Here is a 23,790-nt window from a genome sequence, read left to right as displayed (position 1 = left end):
AATACAAAGAGAAAAGATGATTGATATAAAACTACTACAAAAAGATTTTGACAATGTTGCAAGTGCCTTAAAAAGAAAAGGTGTAGCACAAGAAATTTTAGACAACTTAAACTCTATCTCACAGAATGCAAAGCAAAAAAGACAAGACATGGAAAATGTTACAGCTGAGCAAAATAAACTATCAAAAGAATTCGGAAGATATAAAAAAGAAGGGCTAGATATTGCTCCTTTGCAAGCTAATATTAATGAATTAAAAGCAAAAAAACAAGTATTAGAAGACGAAGTTAGAGTAATTGAAGAAGAACTTACTTCTATTATTTTAGGTGTTCCAAATATGCCAGATGATGGTGTTCCTAATGGTGCTAATGAAGATGAAAATGTAGTTTTAGAAACAATTGGTGAAAAACCGGAGTTTTCATTTGAGCCAAAAGAACATTGGGATTTAGGTGAAAAAGATGGTTCATTAGATTTTCCAAGAGGTGTTAAATTAGCAAAATCTAGATTTGTAGCTATGCGAGGGCAAGCTGCTAAAATGGAGAGAGCACTTATAAATTATATGCTTGATTTTAATGCTAAAAGAGGTTTTGAAGAGTGGTATGTTCCTTTTATGGCAAATACTAATACACTTCAAGGAACAGGTCAACTTCCAAAATTTGAAGATGATTTATTTAAAATTGAGGACGAGGATTTATACTTAATCCCTACAGCAGAAGTTGTTTTAACAAACCTTTATAATGATGAAATTATTCCAAGTGAAGAATTACCAATGTTAATGACTTCTTATACTCCTTGTTTTAGAAAAGAAGCAGGAAGTGCAGGACGTGATACAAGAGGTTTAATTAGACAACATCAATTTGATAAAGTTGAAATGGTTGCTATTACTACACCAGAACAAAGTGAAAAAGTATTTGAAGATATGGTTTCTTGTGCAAGTGATTTATTAACTTCTTTAGGTTTATCTCATCAAAAAGTGCAGCTTTGTACTGGTGATTTAGGTTTTTCTGCAGCCACTACAATTGACTTAGAAGTTTGGTTACCAGGTCAGAATAAATATAGGGAAATTTCATCTATTTCTAATACAAAAGAATTCCAAAGTAGACGTGCAAAAATCAGATATAAAGATGGAAAGAAAAACATTTTAACTCATACTTTAAATGGTTCAAGTTTAGCAGTTGGTAGAACACTTGTTGCTATTATGGAAAACTATCAAAATGAAGATGGAAGTATCACTATCCCAGACGTTCTTAAAAAATATATGTAAAAGAATTAAGCTTAAGCTTAGTTCTTTTATCTCTCTTCTAAACTCCTAAAAATTATTACTAAATTGATTAATCGTTAATATAAAGATATACTATTGTTATAAGGGTATAAAATGAAAATAATAATATTATTTATGATGTTTTTCTCAAGTGTAATAGCACAAATAAATATAGAAAAAAATGAATCTTTCTCAGATATTGAAAAAGAGTATATAAAAACAAATACAGTAACAATTGGAATGATAGAAGATTACTATCCTTTTGCATTTAAAAATAATGGAAAACCAAATGGATATTCATATGATTATTTAAATTTGATTATTAAAAAAAGTGGTTTAAAAATAGATATCAAAATGGATACATGGAGTAATATATTAAAAAAATTCAAAAATAAAGAACTTAATTTAATTGATACTATTTCATATAAAAAAGACAGAGAAAGTTTTACAAACTTTACAGAGCCTTATTTTCAAATTGCAAATGTAATTTTTGCCCGTAAAGGTGAGTTCCTTGATTATGAAAACTTTGAATCTTTAAAAGGAATGAAAATTGGTATAACAAAAGATATTTATTATTACGATACGGTAAAAGATTTAAATCTTTTTGAGCTGGTAACTTATAAGAATTCTAAGGAAAATATGAAAGCATTAGCATTTGGAGATGTTGATGCTGCCTTTAATAATCATATGAGTGGACAAAGATATGTTAGTGAAGCTGGATATACAAATATAAAAATTCTTGATGAGTTAAATAGTAATACAATAAAAAAAGAAGATTTGAGAATTGGAGTAGAAAAAGAGAATAATATTTTATATTCAATTATAAATAAGTCTATAAAATTAATCTCAAGAGAAGAACTCGAGAAACTAAATAATAAATGGTTTAATACACGTATAATACCTGATAAGCAAGCTAATGATATTGGTTTAACCAAAGAAGAAAAAAAACATTTAGATGAAAAAGAGTTTATAAATATGTGTATTGATCCTCTTTGGATGCCTTTTGAAAAACTTGATGAAAAGGGTAAACATATAGGAATTACTGCAGATTATTATAAAATTTTTAGTAAGATGATAAATCAAAATATAAGAGTAATAAAAACAACTAGTTGGAATCAATCTATAGAATATGCAAAGAGTAGAAAATGTGATATTTTATCTTTAGCAATGCAAACACCAGAACGAAAACAATATATGGATTTTACAACTCCGTATTTAAAAATACCAATAGTTATTGCTACAAAACTAGATGTTCCTTTTATTGATAATATTGCAAGTTTAAAAAATAAAAGTGTTGGAATTCCTAAAGGATATGCTTTTGTTGAATTATTAAAGAAAAAATATAAAAATATAAATATTATTGAAGTTGATGATATTAAAGATGGATTAAAAAAAGTTAATCAAGGTGAATTATATGGCTATATAGGAACACTAGCTAGTATTAGTTATCAATTCCAAAATGGTTTAGGCACAGCTCTTAAGATAACTGGAAAGTTTGATGAGAAATGGGAACTTGCAATTGCTGTTAGGAATGATGATAAGATATTATTTAATATTTTAGAAAAACTAGTTGAAAAGATGGATGTTTTAGAACATCAAAGGATATTAAGTAATTGGATATCTATAAAATATGAAAAAGAAATTAATTATACAATTATAATATATTTATTAGTTGCAGTATTTGTAATAGCTTTATTATTTTTATATAGACAATATAGCTTAAAAAAATCTAATAGAGATTTAAAAATTGCTGTGGAAAAGAAAACAAAAGATTTACAAGCATTAAATGAAAGTTTAGAATCAAGAATTAAAGAAGAGGTAGAAAAGAACTTAGATATACAAGAAAAGCTTTTTAAATCAGAGAAAATGGCATCTATGGGAGAAATGATAGGAAATATTGCCCATCAATGGAGACAGCCTTTATCTATGATATCTATGGGAGCAACAGGTATGCAATTACAGAAGAGTCATGGCTTACTTAGTGATGAATTCTTTGAGCAAACTTGTATTGATATAAATGAAAATGCTCAATATCTTTCTAAAACAATTGATGATTTTAGAAACTTTATTCTAGGTGATAGAACTAAAGTTGTATTCACTTTAAGTAATGAAATCAATAGGTCCCTAAGTTTAGTAAAAGGTTCTATTACTAATAATAATATTAACATGATTGTTAATATAGAAAAAGAACTTGAATTATTTGGCTATCCTAATGAACTTCTTCAATGTGTGATTAATATTTTTAATAACTCTAGAGATATATTATTAGAAAGAGAAATTAAAAACAAATATATTTTTATCACATCGTATACTGAAAACAACAATATAATCATAAAAATAAAAGATAATGCAAGAGGAATAAATAAGGATATTCTTCCTAAAGTTTTTGATTTATATTTTACTACAAAACATCAATCTAAGGGGACAGGTATTGGACTTCATATGACATATAACTTAATTGTAAAAGGTATGAATGGAAGTATTGAAGTTCACAATGCAAAATATACTTATGAAAATAATGAGTATAGTGGGGCTGAATTTGTGATTAAAATTCCTAAGGAAACTTAGGAAATATTAGATTTAGCCCAAGTCCCAAAAGCTTGTTTTTCAAACTTCATTTTTCCTTTTTTGCTTTTATAAATATTTATCCATGCTTGCCAGTTTTTATTATCAAGATTAGGATAATCTGACCTAAAATGACTACAACGACTCTCTTTTCTCATTAATGATGCTTTTAATTTCATTTTTGCACTTATTATCATATTGATAGTTTCATGTGCAAGTCTTAATTCATGAAAATCTTCTGCTTTTAAATATGGAAGATGAGATTGTTCAAGCTCTTCTACATAAGCTAAAGCACCTTTTAGCATATTTTCTTTTTTTATATATAAAACAAAATTTGGAATCATTATTCCTTGCAGTGTTTGAGTTACCCAAGCAGGAGAATATCCAGCTTTTTTATTTAAAGGTGCTAAGATTTCTTTTTTTATTTTTGCTATTTTTTTATCTGAAATCTTTGTCATTTTTATATTTTTTGCATACTCAGCACTTGCTTTCCCTGCTATATCTCCTTGAACAGCTGACCCTGCCAAAGATGAACCAATTTGAGTATATATACCACCTGACATATAAGAACCAAGAGCATCTCCAGCAGCATATAAGCCTTTAATTGTAGACTCACAAAATTCATTTATAGGAACTAGTCCCTCTGATTTATGTATTGCTAATCCAGCACTAGAACCTCCAACAGGAGTTCCATTCATACCTGGAGGTAAACCTTCTTTTTTGCCATTTCTTGGAGGAGGAGGTCCTTTTCTGTGTTTATGATCACCACTTGGGTCTTCAGTCATTTTAAATTCACTAGGAGTATAAGGCCCACCTTTTATATCACTTGTAATCATCCCTGGAGGTCCCATTTTCACATCATTACCACTTGTATATGCCATATAATTAATATCTACTCCTAAATGATGATTTACTTGAACTTGTGTAGTTTCAGGTTTTTTCTCAAACATTCCATGCCAATTACCAAAAGCATCTGCAGGGTTTTTTGAATTCCCAACATGACCATCATTCCACTCTTTCCCTGTAACTTTTGCACCTATATTATAAGCCATAATTGTTCCATCATGAGTTAAATCTCTTAATGGAAAACCGTTAGGTTTAAAGCCTCCTGCTCCTGTACATAAAATCACACTTTTTGCAGTAAAAGTATATATCTTTTCATCATCTAAACTAAATCCTGCTGCACCAGCAATCTTACCATCTTGTTTAATCAAGTGAGTTATCATTACACGTTCTAAAAGTGGAATATTTCTTTCTTCAATAGGTTTAGAAAAAGATTTATTATATAAAGCTGATTCAAAAAAACCCCAATCTTTTAATTCTTTAACTCTTTGTTTTGAATTTTGTGCCATTTGTTTTGTATAAGTTTTATTATTTGTACCTAAAGCTGATCTTGAAACTTTTTCAACAAATTCATCAATAGATAGTTTTTCTTTTTCTTCATCATAAGAGAATATTCCTTTTGCAAATGGAGTTTGACCAGAAGTTCCAAGTCCTCCTTTTGATACCATCATGACTTTTGCACCTGCATCATGAGCTTTTACACTTGCAAAGAGTCCAGCCATTCCACTACCAATTACTAGAACATCAACTTCATAGTTACTCTCTTCTAGGTTTTCTAGATTAATCTTTACTTCATTATTAGCCCATCCAAGTGTAGAACTTAAGCTTGTTAACCAAAGCATACTAATTGCATTACTTGTAATATTTAAAAATTCTCTTCTTGAAGTATTATTTTCTTTCATGATTCTATCCTTTGTTTTTATTTGTTGTAAAATACGATTTAAATAGAAGTATAGAAGCTGCTAAGCTAATTAAAATTACTAAGATACTCATGCTGAGATTCATATGTCTACCTGTTTCAATTGAATGCCAAGAAGCAAAAATTATAAAGACTAAAGCTAAACTTCCATGGAATATTTTCCATGCTTTATAACTCATTTTTAATTTATCTTTTAATATTGAAGTAAGTCCAAGAAGTAATATTAAACACCAGCCAATAATACCTATTATAATTGCTAAGCTATCAAAAGTTGTAATCATTTTTATAAATGAATCTAGAGGTCTTGGTCCAACTTCAAAGAATCTAGGAACAACAATTAAAAAAGGATGAAATAATAGTATAGGTATAGCTGTATATCCAAGAATTTTATGTATTTTTATAATTTTTGAAGATTGAAAAATGCTCTTTAATCCAATATTTAAATTTGATAAAAAGAATTGTAAGAGTACTACAAAAAAAGCAAGGATTGTAATAATTGAAATAGTATCTTTTAAAATGCTTCTTTGTGGTATTTGTGTTAATATAAAAAAAACCATAGGTAAAAAGACAAAAAATATTAATAGCAATACCATATATAAGGATTTAAGATTTAAGTTCATTTCTAACCCCAAGACACTATTACTGGAATTGATTTTTCTGATGTTATTGTTATTGCATCTACAGGACAATAGAGTCTGCATAAATGACAAATCTGGCAATCTTCAACATATTTTATTTCTGCTTTATTTGATTTTCTGTTCATTCTAATTACATCAGTTGGACATACTTTAACACATGTTTCACACCCAATACAAGCACTAATATCTGATATAGCCATAATAATCACTCCATATTTTTATAAAGTAATTATAGGCTTGTTATTTAAACAAGTTATAAATATTAAGTAAATAAAGGTAAATGAGTAATTATTAAAAATTTTGGATTGTAATTATTTTGATTTTTATATTGAAAGTTTAAAAGAGAAGTCTTATCCTGAAAAAAATTTTACAGCTACGTAATTTCTTTACTAAGGAGAGATAATAGATAAAACTTCTATTTCAAAAATTATATCATAAAAAATGCTATTTTAATGCTACGTTAGTATTTTTTTTTGAAATTTGTATATTAGAATATAAATTTAAGTAAATTTTAATTTTTGTAAAAAGAAAATGAATATAAGTAATGGATGATTTTTTAAGAAAGGTATAAAAGAAGTTTTATCATGAAAAATCTTATATTGACTTTTTATTTTAAAAGGAGGGGAGAGATAAAACTTCTTATTATGGTGTAATTGTATCAGTATCAAAATCTTAAGTTAATGACATAAATCAATAAAATGCTATTTTACAAAAACTTTTGAATCATATAGTTTTTTATTAATTCTTACTTCAAGATAACCTTTTGTCACCTTTTTATGTATAAAGGTTTGTTCTTGCGCTATTTTTATTTTTTGCTTGTTATAAATTGAAATTGACTTAGTTAAAACTCCAATAGAATTTCCTATTCTTACATCTGCTTTATCTTTATTCATATTTCCAAAAATTACAATTTTTGAATAACAAGTTCCATTGTAATTATCTTTTGTTTCTTTTAGATGTTGAACATTTTCACCTTTGCCATTTTCATGAAAAATTCCAATAGCATGTACTTTTTTAATTTTTGAAGAGTAAGCATTTAAACCGCTTATTGAAAGTAATAGTAAAGTTAAAATTATAAATATTTTTTTCATAAGATAACTTTACTATATTTTTGTGAAATATTTGTAAATTATTTTTTATAAGGTGAATAACTTACATGACGAATTAATTCACCAGAAGTTAATTTTAGTTGGTCATATTTAACTTGATATTCAACTTTTTTTTCAAAACTCATTGGAGTTCTAATAGATTTATATTCTACTAATTTATCATCTTTATATACACCAGAAATTTCAGCATATACCCAGTAATAACCTTGGTCTTTTCGTAAATTTTTTACATAACCTGACCACTTACCTTTTGTTTGTAATTCATTCCATAAGTCTTGAAATACAGCTTTTGGCATATCAGGGTGTCTTACAACATTATGAGATTGACCCAATAACTCATTTGCTTCATATCCTGAAATTTGTGCAAATGTATCATTTACATAAGTAATAACACCTTTTAAATCTGTTCTTGATACGATTAACTCTTCACTTGGTACAATTGTTTCTAATAAAAAATTACTTGAATTATATTCCATGATTATTTTCCTGTATTATCAAATGTTCTTGCAAAACCTTCTAAATCTTTCTTTTTTAAATCCCCATTATAAACTATATCTTTAGGATCTATATCTTCGTCATTTAAAACTTTTGGTACAACTTCCGCATTATCTAAAACTTCCATATGTGCACTTAACTCATCTTCACTATATGCCATTTGCATATCAGCTGATGCTACATGTGGAATTGCTTCTATTACTCTTAATTTCTTTAGCTCTTCTTCAACTCCAGCACCTTCAATAGTAATAATAATTCTTCCTAATTCATCATGCATATGATAATCACATACATCACATTTTTTTAAAGACTCTACTACTTCATCTAGATACTTTGGTAATGTTTGCACTACAATACTTGAAACGTTCATTTTATAATCCTTTTGTTTTAATCAATTAATCTTAATCAATTTTATAGTAATTTATTCTTTCATCATCACTTGTGACAAAAACTTCTTTCTCATTTATAAATACAATATTTGTAAGAGTTGTATTATTACCTTTTAGCATAGATAAATCTCTTTGTGTTTTAGTATTAAAAACTTTTACTTCATTTTGTTCATTACTTGCAATTCCTGCAATTTTTCCACTTGGACTTAATCCTGCACTATAAATTAAAAAAGATGTGTTTTTATGATAAGCACTATTAGCTTTTATATCATAAACAGCAGCACGTCTATCTTGACCTGCTGTTAAAATGATATTGTTTTTTATATCTACTTGAAAAACATTATCTAAGTTTTGTTTTGCAAATGTTTTTATTAAATCAGAACTAGCAACATCTACAAGTTTTAAAATACCACTTTCATCAGCTACTACAACTTGTTTTCTATCTTCGTTTAAAGAAAAGTTAGAAAACTTTGATTGTGATAATTGTATATCATATATTTTTTTATTTGTTTTTAAATCATATAAATATAATTCATTTGATAAAAGTGCAAATAATATTTTATCTTCTGATACAAATTTTGCACGTGCAATATACATTTTTTCTTTTGCTGAAATTATTTCTTTTAGCTTTGAATCTTTATAAATATTTATAGCTCTTCCACCTTTGTTTCCTTGTGAAAGTATTAGTATTGAGTCTTTTAAAACATCAACACTATATATTTTAGAATTAATTTCATCACCCATAAAATCTTTTATTTTAGGTAATGTAATTGAAGATATCTTTTCTTTTGTGTTTATATCAAAAATATCTACTTTTGATGCTTTTGTTGCTACATATAACTTACCATTTTTTATTACAAGATCTGTAATACCACCACTTGCTAAATATGTGTAGCTTGGATTTATATCTTTTGCATTTAATGTAAAAAGAAATAAAACTAGAAAAATAGCTGCTTTGATAAAAGTCATAGTTTTCCTTTATTAGATTATTTTTATAGCTTGTGTTGGACATACTTTTATGCAAAATCCACATGATGTACAGTTATCATTTATTTCAGGTCTAAACATACCTAAAAAATCGATAGCTTCATCAAAACAAGGATCTTTACAAGAAAAACACATAGTATCATTCCATGCTAAACAAGTACTTATATCTATTTGTATTTTAGCATTTATATTCTTTTTATCTTCAATAGATAAAACTTCATTTGGACAAGCAATTGCACATTCATCACAATATGTACATCCATTTAAGGAAAAGTCAATTATTGGAGTTTTATCATCTTTTATAACGATAATATTTTCTTCACAAACAGTACTACAAATTCCATCACACTCTATACAGTTTGTTAAAAAAACTTCTTCATCTTTATAATAAGGTGGTCTTAAAATAATCTCTTGCTTTTCTTTTGTTTTAAAAGAAGAAGCAAGAGAGCTAAATAGCTCTCTTCTTTCCATAACTAATACTTATTTTTTTAATGTATCTAAGTCATCAAGGATTACTTCATCCCAGCTTGATTTAAATTCACCATCTTTTTTAGTAAAAGCTGCTTCAAAATTATTTTTAACTGCTAATTTACCAGTTGTTTGAGGTGCATGACATTGAGTACAATTAAATCTTGCTCCTGCTAATTGCTCAATTGGTTTTACTGAAACTTCATTTTTCATATTATCAATTGATTTTGTAAATTGTTTCCCATCAAATTTATGTTTTGGTCTAAAATCCATAAAGTGTGATTTAGGAATTGGTGTTGCGCCCATTGATTCTGCAACTGCAGGTTCATGACACATTGTACATTGGTTATTATTAATAGTAATTGGTAACATACCATCTACATCATGAGGAATCATTGGTGGAGCATCTTGAAATGCTCTTTTGATTTTCTTAGATGTACCTGCTGCATCTGTTCCATACATTACTTTATCAGCAGTAGTATCTTTTTCACTATAAATAGTTGTTTTTCTTAATCCTAAAGATTCTTCACTAACAGTCTTTTCTGCAGCACTCATTGTTGTAGCGTATAAAGTTGCTACTGCAGCAATTGCTAAAGTTAATTTACCTAACTTCATTATCTTTTCCTTTTTTTAAATTCTTAATTGAAAAATTAAGAGCATCATCATCACACACTTCAATACATCTTCCACAATTTGTACATTCTCCGCTTAATACGGGAATTGATTCTTTTGTAACCATATGAAGAACTTGTACTTCAGGACAAACTTCTTTACATTTCATACAAGCTGTACAATTTGGTGCATTATGATGAACTCTAATTAGACTAGTTTTCCCTATTAGTGAATAAGCTCCACCAAGAGGACAAACATGTCCACACCAGCCATTTTTTAAAACAAATAAATCAAAAAGAAATATTACTAGTATTGCAGCCCAACCAAAACCTAAACCGAATATAATTCCTCTATGAACCATAGAGATTGGTGAAATAAACTCAAATGCAGCTAATCCCATAAAAAATGAAATAACTAAACTAATAGCAAGTACCCAATATCTTATATTTCGTGAAGCTGGTTGCTTTTTTTGGATTTGATTAAATCCAAGTTTTCTTCTTAAATAGTTTGCTAAATCTGTAATCATATTTACAGGACAAACCCAAGAACAAAAAGCACGACCACCAACAGTCATATAAAAAATTGTAATGATTAAAGCTCCAACAATAATATCAATTGATATTACTGCACCTGCAACAAACATTTGTAATACTGCATATGGATCACTAAGAGGAATAATTCCTGCTAATAATGATGAAGATAAATTTCCTGTTAGAAAATTTATTCCATATACATTCGCAATTACATATAAAACCATAATTAAAACTTGTGAGATTCTTCTTGCTATTAAAAATCTATATTTATCTAATAGTGTTTTCATTAGTATAAGTCTCCTGAGTCATTTAAAGAATCTAATGCAGAATCTTTACTAATTTCAGTTCTTGTTTCTTTACTTGTTGCATTTTCAAGTCTTTTTTCATCTGTTTTATCCCAGCCTTTGATATAATAATCACCTGCTTTTCCTTCTGCAACTTCTCTAGGAAGTACAAAAATCGCTGCTTTATCAGTTACACAAGCTTTTTCACACATTCCACAACCAGTACATACGTCCGCGTGAACGATTGGTTTCATAAATGCGTGTTTACCTGTTCTTTCATTCTTTGTGTATTCAATGCTAATAGCTTCTCCTAAAAGAGGACAAGCTCTATAACATGCATCACATTGAATTCCCCAAAAAGCAATACAAGAATTATCATCAATAACTGCAACACCCATATCTGCTTTAGCTATATCTAGTTCTTTTTTGTCATTTTGCACCGAGAAAATATCAAGTGCATCTGTAGGACATACAGGAACACAAGGAATATCAGGACACATATAACAAGGAACATCTCTTGGCTCAAAAAATGGAGTACCAAGAGGTTTATTATCACCTGGTTTTGCTAATTTTAATGTATCAAATGGACATGCTTCAACACACATACCACATTTAATACATGTTGCTAAAAAGTCCTCTTCTTCAAGAGCACCAGGAGGTCTTAATATTAGTCTATTTGCTGTAACTTCACTAACATATGCACTCCATGTAAGACCTCCTAAAACTGCAAGACCAATAGCTCTTGCAATTGTTAGGAAAAATCTTCTTCTATCATTAATAGGACTTTTTTTACCAGTATTCATTTTTGACTCTTTTTTAATTGAAGGATTAATATTGCTCAAAACAATACACCCTCCTTATTTACGCTTTATAAATTTTAACTGCACACTTTTTAAAGTCTGTTTGTTTTGACTGAGGACAAGTATAATCAGCACATACTTTGTTAATGAAAACTTTCTCATCAAACCAAGGTACAAATACTAAACCTTTTGAAGGTCTATTTCTTCCTCTTGTCTCAACTCTAGCTTTAACTTTTCCACGTCTAGATTCAACCCATGCTAAACCACCTTGTTTAACACCATATTTCTTAGCATCTTCAGGGTGCATGTAACATAATGCTTCTGGTACTGCTCTATATAATTCAGGTACTCTCATAGTCATAGTTCCTGAATGCCAGTGTTCTAAAACTCTACCTGTACTTAACCATACTGGGTAAGTTTCATCTGGAACTTCTGGAGGATCCATATATGGTCTTGCAAATATTTTAGCTTTATTTTTTAATGATTTTTTAGCTTTTTCTTTAACACCTAATAAATCACCTTGAGATAATGCTTTTGCTAATGTACCATAGAATGCAAAATCAGTTCCATCTTTACCATATTTTTTAGCGTATGGATCGTATTTAGTATTAAATCTCCATTGAGTTTCTTTACCATCAACAACTGGCCATTTAAGTCCTCTTACTTTGTGGTAAGTATCAAAATCAGCTAAATCGTGAGCATGTCCACGTCCGAAATCTGCGTATTCTTCAAATAAGTATTTTTGAATAAAGAATCCGTATCCTTTAAATACTTTACCATCTGAACCAATCACATTTCTTGAATCACCTAGTGCTTCAGAGTTATCATAACCAGCTTGAATTGGATCTTCTAAATCAACTTTATAAGATTTTGCTTTTTCATTTGCAAAAAGAATTTCATACATAGTTGTATCTTCTGTATATCCCATTGCTTTTGCTGCTGCTATTACGTCTGGTAATTTTTTTCCACCTCTTAGTGGTTGTTCACCCCATACGTCTTTTACAGTAAATCTTTTTGAAAGTTCAACCCATTGCCATGTATCAGACATTGAATCACCTACTGGTAATACTTGTTGTCTCCAATGTTGTGTTCTTCTTTCAGCATTTCCGTAAGCTCCCCATTTTTCATAAATCATAGCAGATGGTAAGATAAGGTCAGAAACTTTTGCTGAAATACCAGGGTATCCATCAGAAGTTACAATAAAGTTATCCATTTCTCTTGCTGCTTTAATCCAGTGAGTAGCAGATGCTGTATCTTGGTAAGGATTACAAACATTAACCCATGCAAATTTAACAACACCATCTTCAATATCTCTGTGGATTTTCATAATATGTTGGTTTCCAACAGGATTTAAAGTTCCAGCAGGTACTTGCCATGCTTTTTCTGTAATTGCTCTGTGTTTAGGATTTGCTACCATCATATCAGCAGGTAATCTGTGACAGAAAGTTCCAACTTCTCTTGCAGTTCCACAAGCAGATGGTTGACCTGTTAATGAGAATGCTCCAGAACCTGGCTTAGCTTGTTTATTTAATAAGAAGTGAACATTGTATGCTAAAGTATTAACCCAAGTTCCTCTTGTATGTTGATTCATTCCCATAGTCCAGAAAGATACAACTTTTCTATTTTTTTCAATATAAAGGTTTGCTAATTCTTGTAATTTAGCTTTAAATTTATTGATATCTTCATCAGGATTACCTTTAGAAATTTTTGCAACATAATCTAAAGTATATGGCTCTAAGAATTTTTTGTACTCTTCAAAAGAAATTTCCCAGTGTTTAAGACCAGCTGGTTTATTTTCCATTTTATCGCCAGCTTTATATCCATAAGGAGCTAATGCAGGTGCTTCAGTTTCAGAAACAACTTTAACCATTTCTTTATCAATAGTTTCCATTTCTAATTTAGAATATTTACCATCAACAATAGATTTTTCACCAGCTCTTCTCATACCATAACCCATATTAACAGGAGATGCTGCAAATACGATATGTTCTTTAACGAAATCCCAATCAATTGATTCAGGTGCGTTATATACGATTTCTCTTGCAATATAATTCCATAAAGCAAGGTCTGTATTTGGAGTGAAAATGATTTCACTATCAGCTAAGTCAGAAGTTCTATGTCTATAAGTTGAAATATTAATTACTTTAACTTTATCAGGAGCAGATAATTTTCTATCAGTAACTCTTGACCATAAAATAGGGTGCATTTCTGCCATATTAGAACCCCAAGATACAATAGTATCAGTAAGCTCAATATCATCATAACAACCAGATGGTTCATCAATTCCAAAAGTTTGGTAGAAACCAACAACAGCAGATGCCATACAGTGTCTAGCATTTGGATCAATTGCATTTGATCTAAATCCACCTTTCATCATCTTTTGAGCTGCGTATCCTTCCATAACAGTGTATTGCCCAGAAGCAAATACACCAACACCTTCAGGTCCACTTTCTTTTAAAGCTTTTTTGATATTAAGTTCCATCTCATCAAAAGCTCTTTCCCAAGAAACTGGTGCGAAGTTACCTTTTTTATCAAAGTTACCTTTTGCATCTACTCTTAATAATGGTTGTTTTAATCTGTCAGCTCCATACATAATCTTAGCATTAAAGTAACCTTTAATACAGTTAAGACCTCTGTTTACTGGTGCTGCTGGATCACCTTTAACTGCAACAATCTTACCACCTTTAGTAGCAAGCATAATTCCACATCCAGTTCCACAGAAACGACAAGCTGCTTTATCCCATCTCCAACCACCTTCGGCTGCAGTTGCTTTTGCTGCTAATTCTGTTGGTACATTCATACCAATTGCTGCTGCTGCTGAAGCTGCTGCTGAGCTTTTAAGAAAATCTCTTCTTGATAGCGACATACTTTCTCCTTTAATCAAGTTAATTTTTTACTTAAGAATTATAGCAATTAATTACTATCTATCAATTGACTAATGTCAAGCAAATTAAGTTTAAATTAAGATAGAATTTGTCCTATATTAAGTAACAGGGGAAACTATGGCCTTTCATGAATATATTAGAGCAGTTGGAACTGGTCCAAAATCTAACAGAGAATTAAAAAAAGAAGAAATGATAGATGCAATGGAGTCGATTTTAAATCAAAATGTACATTCTGAACAAATTGCTGCGTTTTTATTAGGATGGAGAGTTCGTCTTGAAACAATAGAAGAACTAAAAATAACTTTTAATGTATGTGATAAATATATAAAAAGAAAAACTGTTGAAAACTCAATCGAGTTAGGTTATCCATTTGATGGAAAAGCAGATAATCCATATATATTACCTTTAGTTTCAAAACATTTAAAGAAGTTTGATTTGAATTTGGTTATTAGTGGTGACGAATTACAACCTGCTAAAAAAGGTCTAACCTTAAAAGAATTAAATGCAAACATTAAATTAGATAATAATATCCATTATTTCGATAGAGCAGACTATTTTAAAGAGTTAAGTGATTTAACTAAAATTAGAAATATCTTAGGATTAAGAACTGCTTTTAATACAGTAGAGAAGTTGCTAAATCCAGGAAATTCTAAATATGCAATCAATGCAGCTTTTCATAAACCTTATGTTGTAAAGTATAATGAACTATTTGGAAAAAATTATGAACATTTGGTAATTATTAAAGGAAATGAAGGAACACCAGAGATTTTTTCTAAGTGTAAATATTGGTTAAATAATGATGGAGATATAAGTGAACATTTAATAGACCCTGAATACTTTGGTATTAATTATAAAAAATCTACTACTATAATAAGTAAAGAAGAATCTTTAAATATGACAAGAAATCCAAGTGATGAATTAGAAAAACTAGCTAAGTTAAATGCGGCAATGTTTTTAATAGCTGCAAAAAAAACTAAAGATATAAAAAAAGCATACGAAATGATTAATTAGTATCTTATTTTTTTGTGTATAATCCTTTTTTAATTAAGGATTATTATGGATTTTATAAACTTAGCTTTACTTGCTGTATTCATTCCTACATTTTTTGTAGTATCAATTACTCCAGGAATGTGTATGACATTATCTTTAAGTATGGGAATGAGCATTGGCTTAAAGAAAACATTTTATATGATGTATGGAGAATTACTTGGAGTTGCTTTAGTTGCAACTTCCTCTGTTATTGGTGTTGCTACAATTATGCTTAAATATCCTACAATTTTTTTAGTTTTAAAATATGGTGGTGGAGCTTATTTGATTTATCTGGGAGTTCAAATGTGGCTTTCACGCGGGAAGATGGCAATTAACCTTGATGAGTGTAATTACAATATTTCAAAGAAAAGTTTAGCTATTCAAGGTTTTATAACAGCAATTGCAAATCCAAAAGGTTGGGCATTTTTTATAGCACTTTTACCACCTTTTATTGATGATTCTTTGCCTATGACTTCACAACTAGTTGTACTAATAATTATGATTTTACTTTTAGAATTTTTATGTTTAATTATTTATGCAAGTGGAGGTAAAACTTTACGAAAACTACTTCAAGATAGCTCAAACGTTAGATTAGTAAATAAAGTTGCAGGTACCTTAATGATGATTATTGGAGTTTGGTTAGCTAGTAGTTGATGATATTAAAAAGTAGAAATATTGCTACTTTTTAATATGGTTAAGATTTATATTTTAAAAGCTTTCCCATTCGTCTGTATCAACTTTTTCAGTGATTTCTTTTTTAATTGGACTTGTTTTCTTAGTAACTTTTTCTTTTGTAACTTCTCTTATTACTTCTTTTTGTACAAAATCTTGTTTTTCTTCTATTTTACGTTTAGTATCTTTCCCTTCAAAACTGTTTTTATCAACATTTTGAACAACTCTTGATGCTATTGTATTTGTCTCAATTGCAATCTCTTTTGTTTTGTCTGCAATAGCAGCATTTTGTTGTGTAAAGCTATCTAGTTGATTAATTGCATCAGATATTTGTGTCATACCAATACTTTGCTCTTTCGCAGCATTTGTTACATCATCTATTAATGCATTTGTATTAGAAATTTTTGCTTCTAAGTGAGTAAAGCCATCAATCATTTTAGTACTTATTTGTTTACCATTATTGGCTTTAGCTGTTGCATTTTCTACTAAATTCTTAATTTCTTTTGCTGCTTCAGCTGATCTTGTAGCAAGATTTCTTACTTCTTGTGCAACAACTGCAAAACCTTTTCCAGCTTCACCTGCTGTTGCTGCTTCTACTGCGGCATTTAAAGAAAGAATATTAGTTTGGAATGCAATTTGATCAATTACTGAAATTGATTCATTAATATTTATAACAGTATCATTAATTTCATCCATAGCCTTTGCTGTATCATCAGCTAGTTTTTGACCTTCATTTGCAGATGATTTTGTGTCATTAGAAATTGTTGACATCTCTTGTGCTTTTTGATTAGTTTGTTGGATATTACTTGTAATTTCATCAATTGAAGCAGCTGTTTCTTCTAATGATGCTGCTTGACTTGTTGCATTGTTAGAAAGTGTACTTACATTTTCAGTAAGTTGGATTGAACTATTTTGTAAAGTGATACCATCTTCTTGATTTGTTTGTAGTATTTCTGTAATCATATCATGCATTTCAATAATTTTATTTCCAACTTCACCTGAAGTTTTAGAATCAAGTTTAGCAAGAAAATCTCGTTGTGAATACTTACTTAATACATCACTTAATTTATTTAAATCTTCACCTAAAAGTTTTTCTAGATTTTCAAGCATTTCATTTAGAAGATTTTTTAATGAATTAACGCTTTCATTTGAAGTTGAACCTTCAATTCTTCTTGTCATAATCCCAGCTTTTACTTCAGTAACAACACTTAGTGTTGAATTAATAATTACTTCATTTTCTTTTTGTTCTTGAGTGATTTTATTTAAAGTTTCATCAGATTGAATTTTTAATCTTTCAGCAAGAATAAATTGTGCAATTGAAGAGTAAATAATAAATGTTAGTAAAATTGCTTCAAGTGCAAACATTACAATATGAAGTAGTGTAATTTCCCATGAACAACCATAAGAAAAATACATTATAACTTCACCATTCATTTGAACATTGCTTAACTGTAAATATGTAAATAATACGTGATTTATAACAGCTGCTAAAGTTGCAGATAATAATGCTGTTAAGTCTTTGTATCTAGCAAGTGTAGCAGCAAGAATAAAGTAAGCAAAGTGCATTTCAATCATTCCAGAATTTTGAATAATCATAATTGAAGGATAACTCATAAGAACAATACCAAAAATTATTCTTGATATCATTGTTCCTTTAAAAAACTTATAAGCAATAAAACTAAGTGCAAATAGTATTCCCCCAGTAATTAAGCCAAATAAATACATACTATTTGGTATAGAAGAAATACCAACTGTAATTAATAATAACACTGATGAAATAATCATCATATACTTATCACTATCTTCATAATCTTTTGTTAAGATTACTTTAATTTTATCTTCTAAATTACTAAATATTGGAAATAACATATGTAATTTTTCTTTCATTATTTATCCTTTAAGATTTTATTTATATCTTTTTTTATTAAATCTATATCATAAGGTGTATTTGTATAAACATATTTTTGTTTATATCCCTTATCATTCTTTTGAAATAGATATAAAAATCCAGTATGATTTATCTCTTCTTTATTTAACAATGAGGGTGCAAAATTTACTTTTAATTTTGTTGTAATTTTAAAAAGTTCTTGCTTTGAAAAATTTAAAGCAGTAAAATCTTTATTAAAAGACTTAACATAATCGTTAGTTAAATTTTTATCTGCATTTGTTAAAAGATTTATAAAATAGACTGAGACTCTTTTTTTATCTATTGTTTTATATAAATTGTTAAGTTGATTCAAGGCAATTATACAAATGTTTGAACATCCTGTATATCCAAAATATAAAATTGCTATATCTTTTTTTTCTTCTTTTAAGAATTTAAAATTAACATTAAGTTCTTTTTGGATTTTTCCAGAATCACTAAATAAATATATAAAATTAATAAATGCTATCATAGTAAAAGAAATTATAATTAATAATATTCCAAGAAATAATTTCTTTTTTGACACAACCTATCCTTTTTACAGATAAATTCTAACATATTTAAAATTAAAGTATAAGTTTTTTTTATTTTAATAATTTTTAGGTCTTGTAGATTTGTTTAAAGAAAAGAACGAATACTAATCATTAGTATTCGTTTTATTTTTAAGTTTTAGTGGTCTAATATTTGTTCTAAGAACATTTTTAACCTATCAGATTGTGGATTATCAAAGAATTCATTTGGCTCATTTTCTTCAACTATTTGACCTGCATCCATAAAAATTACTCTATCAGCAACTTTTTTTGCAAATCCCATTTCATGTGTTACACAAACCATTGTAATTCCATCATCTGCTAATTCTGTCATTACATCTAAAACTTCACCAATCATTTCAGGATCAAGTGCTGCTGTTGGTTCATCAAATAGCATAATATCTGGATTTGAACATAAACATCTTGCAATTGCCACACGTTGTTGTTGTCCACCAGATAATTGATTTGGATATTTATCAGCTTGGTCTGCAATCTTTACTCGCTCTAAATAATGCATTGCAGTTTCAATTGCTTCTTTTCTAGGCTTTTTACCAACCCATGTTGGTGCTAAAATTAAATTTTCTAAAATTGAAAGATGAGGGAAAAGATTAAAATGTTGGAATACCATTCCAACATGAGTTCTAACTTCTCTAATTCTCTTAACATCTTCAGTTAATTCTAAACCATTAATCATGATTTGACCTTCTTGAAAAGGTTCTAATCTATTCATACATCTAATAGTAGTTGATTTTCCAGATCCTGATGGTCCACAAATTACAACTCTTTCACCTTTTTTTACTTTTAAATTAACATCTTTAAGTACATGAAAATCTCCATACCATTTGTTAACTTCATTCATTTCTATCATATTTTCTAATTTGCTCATAATTCTTCCTATTCTTTACTATTTATGATCTGTATTAAATTTATCTTCAATTGATTTAGCATATTTAGACATACTAAAACAAATAACCCAATATATCATTGTTACAAAAACGTAACCTTCTGTTTCGAATCCTAACCAATTTGTATCACTATTTGTTAATGTAACCATTGCTAAAATATCAAATAACCCAATAATTAAAATAAGAGTAGTATCTTTAAAAAGTGAAATAAATGATCCTACAAGATTTGGTATTGATATCTTAAGTGCTTGCGGAAGAATAATTAATCCCATTGATTGCCAATAAGAAAGTCCCATTGCATCAGCAGCTTCATATTGACCTTTTGGAATTGCTTGTAATCCACCTCTTATAACCTCTGCAATATAAGCAGCTTGGAATAATGTAATACCAATTAAAGCTCGTAGTAACTTATCAAAATCCATTCCTTCAGGAAAAAATAAAGGTAAAATTACAGATGACATAAATAGTAATGTAATTAAAGGAACACCTCTAATAAACTCAATATATAAAACAGATATGGTTTTAATAATTGGCATATTCGATTGACGACCAAGTGCAAATAAAATCCCAATTGGAAAAGATGCAACAATACCAACAGAAGCCACAATAATAGTTAGAAGTAATCCTCCCCATTTTTCTGTTTCAACGTGTTCTAAACCAAAACCACCAGCTACTAAAGTATAAGTGATAATTGGAAAAGAAATAATAATAAATGCTTTTAATTTAACATTAACTCTTTTGAAAGCAATTATATATGCAACAAAAATTACTAAGGCTAAATTAGGTCTCCAATATAATTCTTCTGGATAAAAACCATAAATAAACTGATTGAATTTTTCAAAAATAAAAATCCATCTAGCACCATCTTTTGTAATTTCTTCTTTTGTTCCACTCCAAGTTGCATCAAAGATCATCCAATCTAATAATGGAGGAATAGTAATATAAAGAATATAAAAAGAGATAATTGTTAATATCGAACTTAAAACAGAAGGAAAAAGGTTTTCTTTAACCCAATGTACTATTCCTTTTGTTCCTTGGGGAGCTGGTTTAGCTTCTAATTTTTCATAAATTGCCATCTTATCTCTCCTTTATTTGCATTCTTGAATTTAAGTAATTCATTAAAATAGAGATGATAATACTTAAAGTTAAATATACTGCCATTGTCATAAGAATAATTTCAATTGCTTGACCAACTTGATTTAGCGAAGTACCTGAGAAAACTGTAACTAACTCAGGATATCCAATTGCAGTTGCAAGTGAGGAGTTTTTAACTAAGTTAAGATATTGATTAATCACTGGTGGAATAATTACTCTAAGCGCTTGTGGTAATACAACTTTTTTCAAAATAGTACTATCTTTTAATCCTAAAGCAGCAGCTGCTTCTTTTTGCCCTTTTGGAACAGCTTCAATACCAGCACGAACAGCTTCGGCAATATAAGTAGCTGTATAGATACTAAGTGCAAAAGCAAGTGCAAGTAATTCAGGAATTAAAGTCCAACCACCTTTAAAGTTAAACCCTTTAAGTGTTGCTATTTCTAAAGTTGCAGGCATACCACTTAATAAAAATACTAAAGTAGGTGCAGCAATTAAAATACCAATAGAAACCCAAAATAAAGGAAAATCCTCTCCGGTTTCATCATGTCTTTTAGTTGCCCATTTTTTTAGATAAATTACAGATGCAATTGCAATAATAAATGCAATAATTACTGCTGTAAATCCACTTTCTAAAATAGGTCTTGGAATATATAAACCCCTATTATTAAAGAAAATTGAATCAAAGAAAGATATACTTTGTCTTGGACTCGGAAGTGAAGCTAATACAACATTATACCAAAATAGAATTTGTAGTAATATAGGAATATTTCTGAATGTTTCAACATAAATCATAGATAATTTTGAAACCATAAAGTTTTTTGATAATCTTCCAATTCCAACTAAAAGTCCAATTATTGTTGCAAATATAATACCAATTACAGAAACTAAAATAGTATTTAATAATCCAACAAGAAATACTTTTCCATGTGAATCTGATTCGTCATATGCAACTAGTGATTGTAAGATTCCAAAGCCAGCTTCGCTGCTTAAGAAATCGAATCCTGTATTAATCCCACGTTTTTCAATATTTTCAAACATATTGTTTAAAATGAAATAGGTAAAGATAAAGATACCTGCAAGTGCAAGTACTTGATATATTATGGCTCTATTTTCGGGGTTATTATAAAAAGCAACCTCTTTTTGTCGAGCTTTTTTGTGTGTTTTCATTTGTTTGCCTTGTCATTAAAAAAGGGGAAATTAAATTTCCCCTTTTTTTTAATTAGATGTGTATATATTAAATTTATATTTGACTATCTAATTGGTGCTCCGTATTGTAATCCACCTTTAGTCCAAAGATTATTTAAACCTCTAGAAATTTTAAGTGGAGAATCTTTACCAACATTACTTTCAAATGACTCACCGTAGTTTCCAACATTTTTGATAATATTGTACGCCCATTTAGCATCTAAACCTAAGTTTTTACCAGCTTCACCAGATTCACCTAAGATTCTTTTAATTCCAGGGTTTTTACTACCTTTCATTGAATCAACATTTGCTTTAGTAATACCAAATTCTTCAGCATTTAACATTGCAATATGAGACCATTTAACGATATTAAACCATTTGTCATCACCTTGTCTAACTACTGGTCCTAAAGGTTCTTTTGAAATAATTTCAGGAAGTACTTTAACTGAAGATGGATCTTTTACTTTTAATACTAGACCATATAATTGAGAAGCATCAGAAGTTACAACATCACATCTTCCTGATTTAAATCCTTCAATTGTTTGACCAGATGTATCATAAGTAATAGGTTTATAAGTCATTTTATTAGCTTTGAAGTAATCAGTTAAGTTTAACTCAGTTGTAGTTCCCGCTTGAATACAAACAGTTGCACCATCTAATTCTTTAGCTGAATTAACACCAATTTTAGTAGAAACTAAAAAACCTTGACCATCATAATAATTTACACCAGCGAAGTTAAGACCTAAAGAAGTATCTCTAGTATTTGTCCATGTAGTTGATCTTGATAACATATCAATTTCACCACTTTGTAAAGCTGTAAATCTTTCTTTTGCAGTTAAAGGAACATATTTAACTTTTGAAGCATCACCAAAAACAGCAGATGCAACAGCTTTACACATATCAACATCTAAACCTTTCCATTGACCACTTGAATCTGTAGCAGAGAAACCAGCAATACCAGTAGAAACACCACAAGATAGTGTACCTTTTGCCTTAACATTATCTAGAGTATCAGCAGATACTACACTTGAAGCTAAAGCTAATGCAGCAACTGATAATGAAGCAGTTTTTAAAAATTTCATTTTTTTAATCCTTTTTATTTTAATCTGAAATAATTGTATATTTTAAATGTAGCAATTACATAGCAAAATTGTATATTATATAAACAATTTCAATATTTGTGTAATTAATAGATAATTTATATGAAATTTAGTGAATAAGAAGTATTTATTAAAAGAAGTAAAATTTGATTTATTTTACTTCTTGTGTAATTATTTAGATAGAGTTATTGGCACATATTTAATACATCTAGCTGAAAAAAATTCTCTTGAATAATTAGGTGAACTAAACATGTGATCTTTTAAAGACCATTCATTTGATTTCTCAATACTAACACTTTGGGCAACTTTTCTAACTGCACGACTTTCACAAAGTACTTTTTCACCACTATTAAAAGCAGTTTCAACTTCTGAAATTCTGCTTGAAGTTACATAATAATGTAATGCTATAAATGTAAAAGAAAGTGAAAACATTAAAAGAAAGCCTTTTTTTAGAGCACCTTTTGGCATAAAAGGTCTTGTCGTTACAATTAATGTTATGACTAATGCAAAGGCTGCAATTCCTAGATAACCAGCTTCTAATTTTAAAAATAGTTCCATTTTTATT

Annotated in this window: 23 protein-coding genes; 4 read left to right on the top strand and 19 right to left on the bottom strand. The window is 28.8% G+C overall.

The window, feature by feature from the left end; translation table 11 throughout:
* Window positions 1-16 precede the first annotated feature (16 nt).
* Window positions 17-1,261 (top strand): serine--tRNA ligase, encoded by a 1,245-nt coding sequence (gene serS / locus D3Z07_RS07805; RefSeq protein WP_122893533.1) that lies wholly within the window; start codon window positions 17-19, stop codon window positions 1,259-1,261.
* 111 nt (window positions 1,262-1,372) lie between these two features.
* A complete protein-coding gene (locus tag D3Z07_RS07800) occupies window positions 1,373-3,826 on the top strand; it encodes a transporter substrate-binding domain-containing protein (RefSeq protein WP_122893532.1) in 2,454 nt (817 codons plus the stop codon).
* Here D3Z07_RS07800 and D3Z07_RS07795 read toward each other — a convergent pair.
* From D3Z07_RS07795 to napA, 12 genes are all read right to left on the bottom strand, one after another.
* A complete protein-coding gene (locus tag D3Z07_RS07795; RefSeq protein ID WP_122893531.1) occupies window positions 3,823-5,568 on the bottom strand; it encodes an FAD-dependent oxidoreductase in 1,746 nt (581 codons plus the stop codon). The genes D3Z07_RS07800 and D3Z07_RS07795 overlap by 4 nt on opposite strands.
* A gap of 4 nt (window positions 5,569-5,572) precedes the next feature.
* The gene (locus D3Z07_RS07790) at window positions 5,573-6,205 is read right to left on the bottom strand and encodes a ferric reductase-like transmembrane domain-containing protein (RefSeq protein ID WP_076083886.1); all 633 of its coding nucleotides are present in this window, start codon (window positions 6,203-6,205) and stop codon (window positions 5,573-5,575) included.
* A gap of 2 nt (window positions 6,206-6,207) precedes the next feature.
* Window positions 6,208-6,423: a 4Fe-4S dicluster domain-containing protein gene (locus tag D3Z07_RS07785; RefSeq protein ID WP_122893530.1), complete on the bottom strand. Its 216-nt coding sequence runs from the start codon at window positions 6,421-6,423 to the stop codon at window positions 6,208-6,210.
* 501 nt (window positions 6,424-6,924) lie between these two features.
* Window positions 6,925-7,314: a hypothetical protein gene (locus tag D3Z07_RS07780; protein WP_122893529.1), complete on the bottom strand. Its 390-nt coding sequence runs from the start codon at window positions 7,312-7,314 to the stop codon at window positions 6,925-6,927.
* Between the two features lie 38 nt (window positions 7,315-7,352).
* On the bottom strand, window positions 7,353-7,808 hold the full coding sequence (locus D3Z07_RS07775) for a PAS domain-containing protein (protein ID WP_122893528.1): 456 nt from the start codon (window positions 7,806-7,808) through the stop codon (window positions 7,353-7,355).
* Window positions 7,809-7,810: 2 nt separating this feature from the next.
* Window positions 7,811-8,197, bottom strand: coding sequence for a chaperone NapD (locus D3Z07_RS07770; RefSeq protein ID WP_076083898.1), 387 nt, complete (start codon window positions 8,195-8,197; stop codon window positions 7,811-7,813).
* A gap of 31 nt (window positions 8,198-8,228) precedes the next feature.
* Window positions 8,229-9,185: a WD40 repeat domain-containing protein gene (locus tag D3Z07_RS07765; RefSeq protein WP_076083901.1), complete on the bottom strand. Its 957-nt coding sequence runs from the start codon at window positions 9,183-9,185 to the stop codon at window positions 8,229-8,231.
* 12 nt (window positions 9,186-9,197) lie between these two features.
* Entirely contained in the window at window positions 9,198-9,674 is a 477-nt protein-coding gene (locus D3Z07_RS07760) for a ferredoxin-type protein NapF (RefSeq protein ID WP_076083904.1), read from the bottom strand.
* A gap of 9 nt (window positions 9,675-9,683) precedes the next feature.
* Window positions 9,684-10,286 carry a nitrate reductase cytochrome c-type subunit gene (locus D3Z07_RS07755; protein WP_076083907.1) on the bottom strand — a complete coding sequence of 201 codons (603 nt, stop codon included), beginning with the start codon at window positions 10,284-10,286 and terminating at the stop codon, window positions 9,684-9,686.
* The gene (gene napH, locus D3Z07_RS07750) at window positions 10,273-11,103 is read right to left on the bottom strand and encodes a quinol dehydrogenase ferredoxin subunit NapH (RefSeq protein ID WP_076083910.1); all 831 of its coding nucleotides are present in this window, start codon (window positions 11,101-11,103) and stop codon (window positions 10,273-10,275) included. Before napH ends, D3Z07_RS07755 begins: the two co-directional genes overlap by 14 nt.
* Window positions 11,103-11,903, bottom strand: a complete 801-nt coding sequence (gene napG / locus D3Z07_RS07745) for a ferredoxin-type protein NapG (RefSeq protein ID WP_076089168.1) — start codon at window positions 11,901-11,903, stop codon at window positions 11,103-11,105. Before napG ends, napH begins: the two co-directional genes overlap by 1 nt.
* 58 nt (window positions 11,904-11,961) lie before the next feature.
* Entirely contained in the window at window positions 11,962-14,766 is a 2,805-nt protein-coding gene (gene napA, locus D3Z07_RS07740; RefSeq protein ID WP_122893526.1) for a nitrate reductase catalytic subunit NapA, read from the bottom strand.
* A gap of 136 nt (window positions 14,767-14,902) precedes the next feature.
* On the opposite strand from napA, the gene D3Z07_RS07735 reads away from it, so the two are divergent.
* Window positions 14,903-15,796, top strand: coding sequence for a glycosyl transferase (locus tag D3Z07_RS07735; protein ID WP_076083916.1), 894 nt, complete (start codon window positions 14,903-14,905; stop codon window positions 15,794-15,796).
* 45 nt (window positions 15,797-15,841) lie between these two features.
* A complete protein-coding gene (locus D3Z07_RS07730; protein ID WP_076083918.1) occupies window positions 15,842-16,468 on the top strand; it encodes a LysE family translocator in 627 nt (208 codons plus the stop codon).
* A 54-nt stretch (window positions 16,469-16,522) separates the two neighbouring features.
* Here the strand turns inward: D3Z07_RS07730 and D3Z07_RS07725 are convergent, their stop codons facing one another.
* The 7 genes from D3Z07_RS07725 to D3Z07_RS07695 all read right to left on the bottom strand — a co-directional run bounded on the left by D3Z07_RS07725 (window position 16,523) and on the right by D3Z07_RS07695 (window position 23,783).
* Window positions 16,523-18,373, bottom strand: coding sequence for a methyl-accepting chemotaxis protein (locus D3Z07_RS07725; protein ID WP_076083921.1), 1,851 nt, complete (start codon window positions 18,371-18,373; stop codon window positions 16,523-16,525).
* Window positions 18,373-18,936, bottom strand: a complete 564-nt coding sequence (locus D3Z07_RS07720) for an SCO family protein (protein ID WP_076083924.1) — start codon at window positions 18,934-18,936, stop codon at window positions 18,373-18,375. The genes D3Z07_RS07725 and D3Z07_RS07720 overlap by 1 nt, the downstream gene beginning before the upstream one ends.
* 143 nt (window positions 18,937-19,079) lie before the next feature.
* Window positions 19,080-19,826 (bottom strand): amino acid ABC transporter ATP-binding protein, encoded by a 747-nt coding sequence (locus D3Z07_RS07715; protein WP_076083927.1) that lies wholly within the window; start codon window positions 19,824-19,826, stop codon window positions 19,080-19,082.
* Window positions 19,827-19,844: 18 nt separating this feature from the next.
* Window positions 19,845-20,921 carry an amino acid ABC transporter permease gene (locus tag D3Z07_RS07710; RefSeq protein WP_076083930.1) on the bottom strand — a complete coding sequence of 359 codons (1,077 nt, stop codon included), beginning with the start codon at window positions 20,919-20,921 and terminating at the stop codon, window positions 19,845-19,847.
* Window position 20,922: 1 nt separating this feature from the next.
* Window positions 20,923-22,107, bottom strand: coding sequence for an amino acid ABC transporter permease (locus tag D3Z07_RS07705; RefSeq protein WP_122893524.1), 1,185 nt, complete (start codon window positions 22,105-22,107; stop codon window positions 20,923-20,925).
* Between the two features lie 83 nt (window positions 22,108-22,190).
* On the bottom strand, window positions 22,191-23,207 hold the full coding sequence (locus D3Z07_RS07700) for an amino acid ABC transporter substrate-binding protein (protein ID WP_076083936.1): 1,017 nt from the start codon (window positions 23,205-23,207) through the stop codon (window positions 22,191-22,193).
* A 189-nt stretch (window positions 23,208-23,396) separates the two neighbouring features.
* Window positions 23,397-23,783 (bottom strand): hypothetical protein, encoded by a 387-nt coding sequence (locus tag D3Z07_RS07695; protein ID WP_076083939.1) that lies wholly within the window; start codon window positions 23,781-23,783, stop codon window positions 23,397-23,399.
* Window positions 23,784-23,790: the final 7 nt, after the last annotated feature.

Origin of the sequence: Arcobacter peruensis (assembly GCF_003711085.1) — a bacterium.
Lineage (GTDB): Bacteria > Campylobacterota > Campylobacteria > Campylobacterales > Arcobacteraceae > Poseidonibacter > Poseidonibacter parvus.
This window is presented reverse-complemented; position numbering and strand designations above follow the sequence as displayed.

Coding starts and splice junctions, on each gene's coding strand:
- D3Z07_RS07695 (WP_076083939.1), bottom strand. CDS start 23,783: ATGGAACTATTTTTAAAATTAGAAGCTGGTTATCTAGGAATTGCAGCC.
- D3Z07_RS07700 (WP_076083936.1), bottom strand. CDS start 23,207: ATGAAATTTTTAAAAACTGCTTCATTATCAGTTGCTGCATTAGCTTTA.
- napH (WP_076083910.1), bottom strand. CDS start 11,103: ATGAAAACACTATTAGATAAATATAGATTTTTAATAGCAAGAAGAATC.
- D3Z07_RS07715 (WP_076083927.1), bottom strand. CDS start 19,826: ATGAGCAAATTAGAAAATATGATAGAAATGAATGAAGTTAACAAATGG.
- D3Z07_RS07755 (WP_076083907.1), bottom strand. CDS start 10,286: ATGAAGTTAGGTAAATTAACTTTAGCAATTGCTGCAGTAGCAACTTTA.
- D3Z07_RS07800 (WP_122893532.1), top strand. CDS start 1,373: ATGAAAATAATAATATTATTTATGATGTTTTTCTCAAGTGTAATAGCA.
- D3Z07_RS07730 (WP_076083918.1), top strand. CDS start 15,842: ATGGATTTTATAAACTTAGCTTTACTTGCTGTATTCATTCCTACATTT.
- D3Z07_RS07760 (WP_076083904.1), bottom strand. CDS start 9,674: ATGGAAAGAAGAGAGCTATTTAGCTCTCTTGCTTCTTCTTTTAAAACA.
- D3Z07_RS07725 (WP_076083921.1), bottom strand. CDS start 18,373: ATGAAAGAAAAATTACATATGTTATTTCCAATATTTAGTAATTTAGAA.
- D3Z07_RS07765 (WP_076083901.1), bottom strand. CDS start 9,185: ATGACTTTTATCAAAGCAGCTATTTTTCTAGTTTTATTTCTTTTTACA.
- D3Z07_RS07780 (WP_122893529.1), bottom strand. CDS start 7,314: ATGAAAAAAATATTTATAATTTTAACTTTACTATTACTTTCAATAAGC.
- D3Z07_RS07790 (WP_076083886.1), bottom strand. CDS start 6,205: ATGAACTTAAATCTTAAATCCTTATATATGGTATTGCTATTAATATTT.
- D3Z07_RS07735 (WP_076083916.1), top strand. CDS start 14,903: ATGGCCTTTCATGAATATATTAGAGCAGTTGGAACTGGTCCAAAATCT.
- D3Z07_RS07775 (WP_122893528.1), bottom strand. CDS start 7,808: ATGGAATATAATTCAAGTAATTTTTTATTAGAAACAATTGTACCAAGT.
- D3Z07_RS07710 (WP_076083930.1), bottom strand. CDS start 20,921: ATGGCAATTTATGAAAAATTAGAAGCTAAACCAGCTCCCCAAGGAACA.
- serS (WP_122893533.1), top strand. CDS start 17: ATGATTGATATAAAACTACTACAAAAAGATTTTGACAATGTTGCAAGT.
- D3Z07_RS07705 (WP_122893524.1), bottom strand. CDS start 22,107: ATGAAAACACACAAAAAAGCTCGACAAAAAGAGGTTGCTTTTTATAAT.
- D3Z07_RS07785 (WP_122893530.1), bottom strand. CDS start 6,423: ATGGCTATATCAGATATTAGTGCTTGTATTGGGTGTGAAACATGTGTT.
- D3Z07_RS07795 (WP_122893531.1), bottom strand. CDS start 5,568: ATGAAAGAAAATAATACTTCAAGAAGAGAATTTTTAAATATTACAAGT.
- napG (WP_076089168.1), bottom strand. CDS start 11,903: ATGAATACTGGTAAAAAAAGTCCTATTAATGATAGAAGAAGATTTTTC.
- napA (WP_122893526.1), bottom strand. CDS start 14,766: ATGTCGCTATCAAGAAGAGATTTTCTTAAAAGCTCAGCAGCAGCTTCA.
- D3Z07_RS07770 (WP_076083898.1), bottom strand. CDS start 8,197: ATGAACGTTTCAAGTATTGTAGTGCAAACATTACCAAAGTATCTAGAT.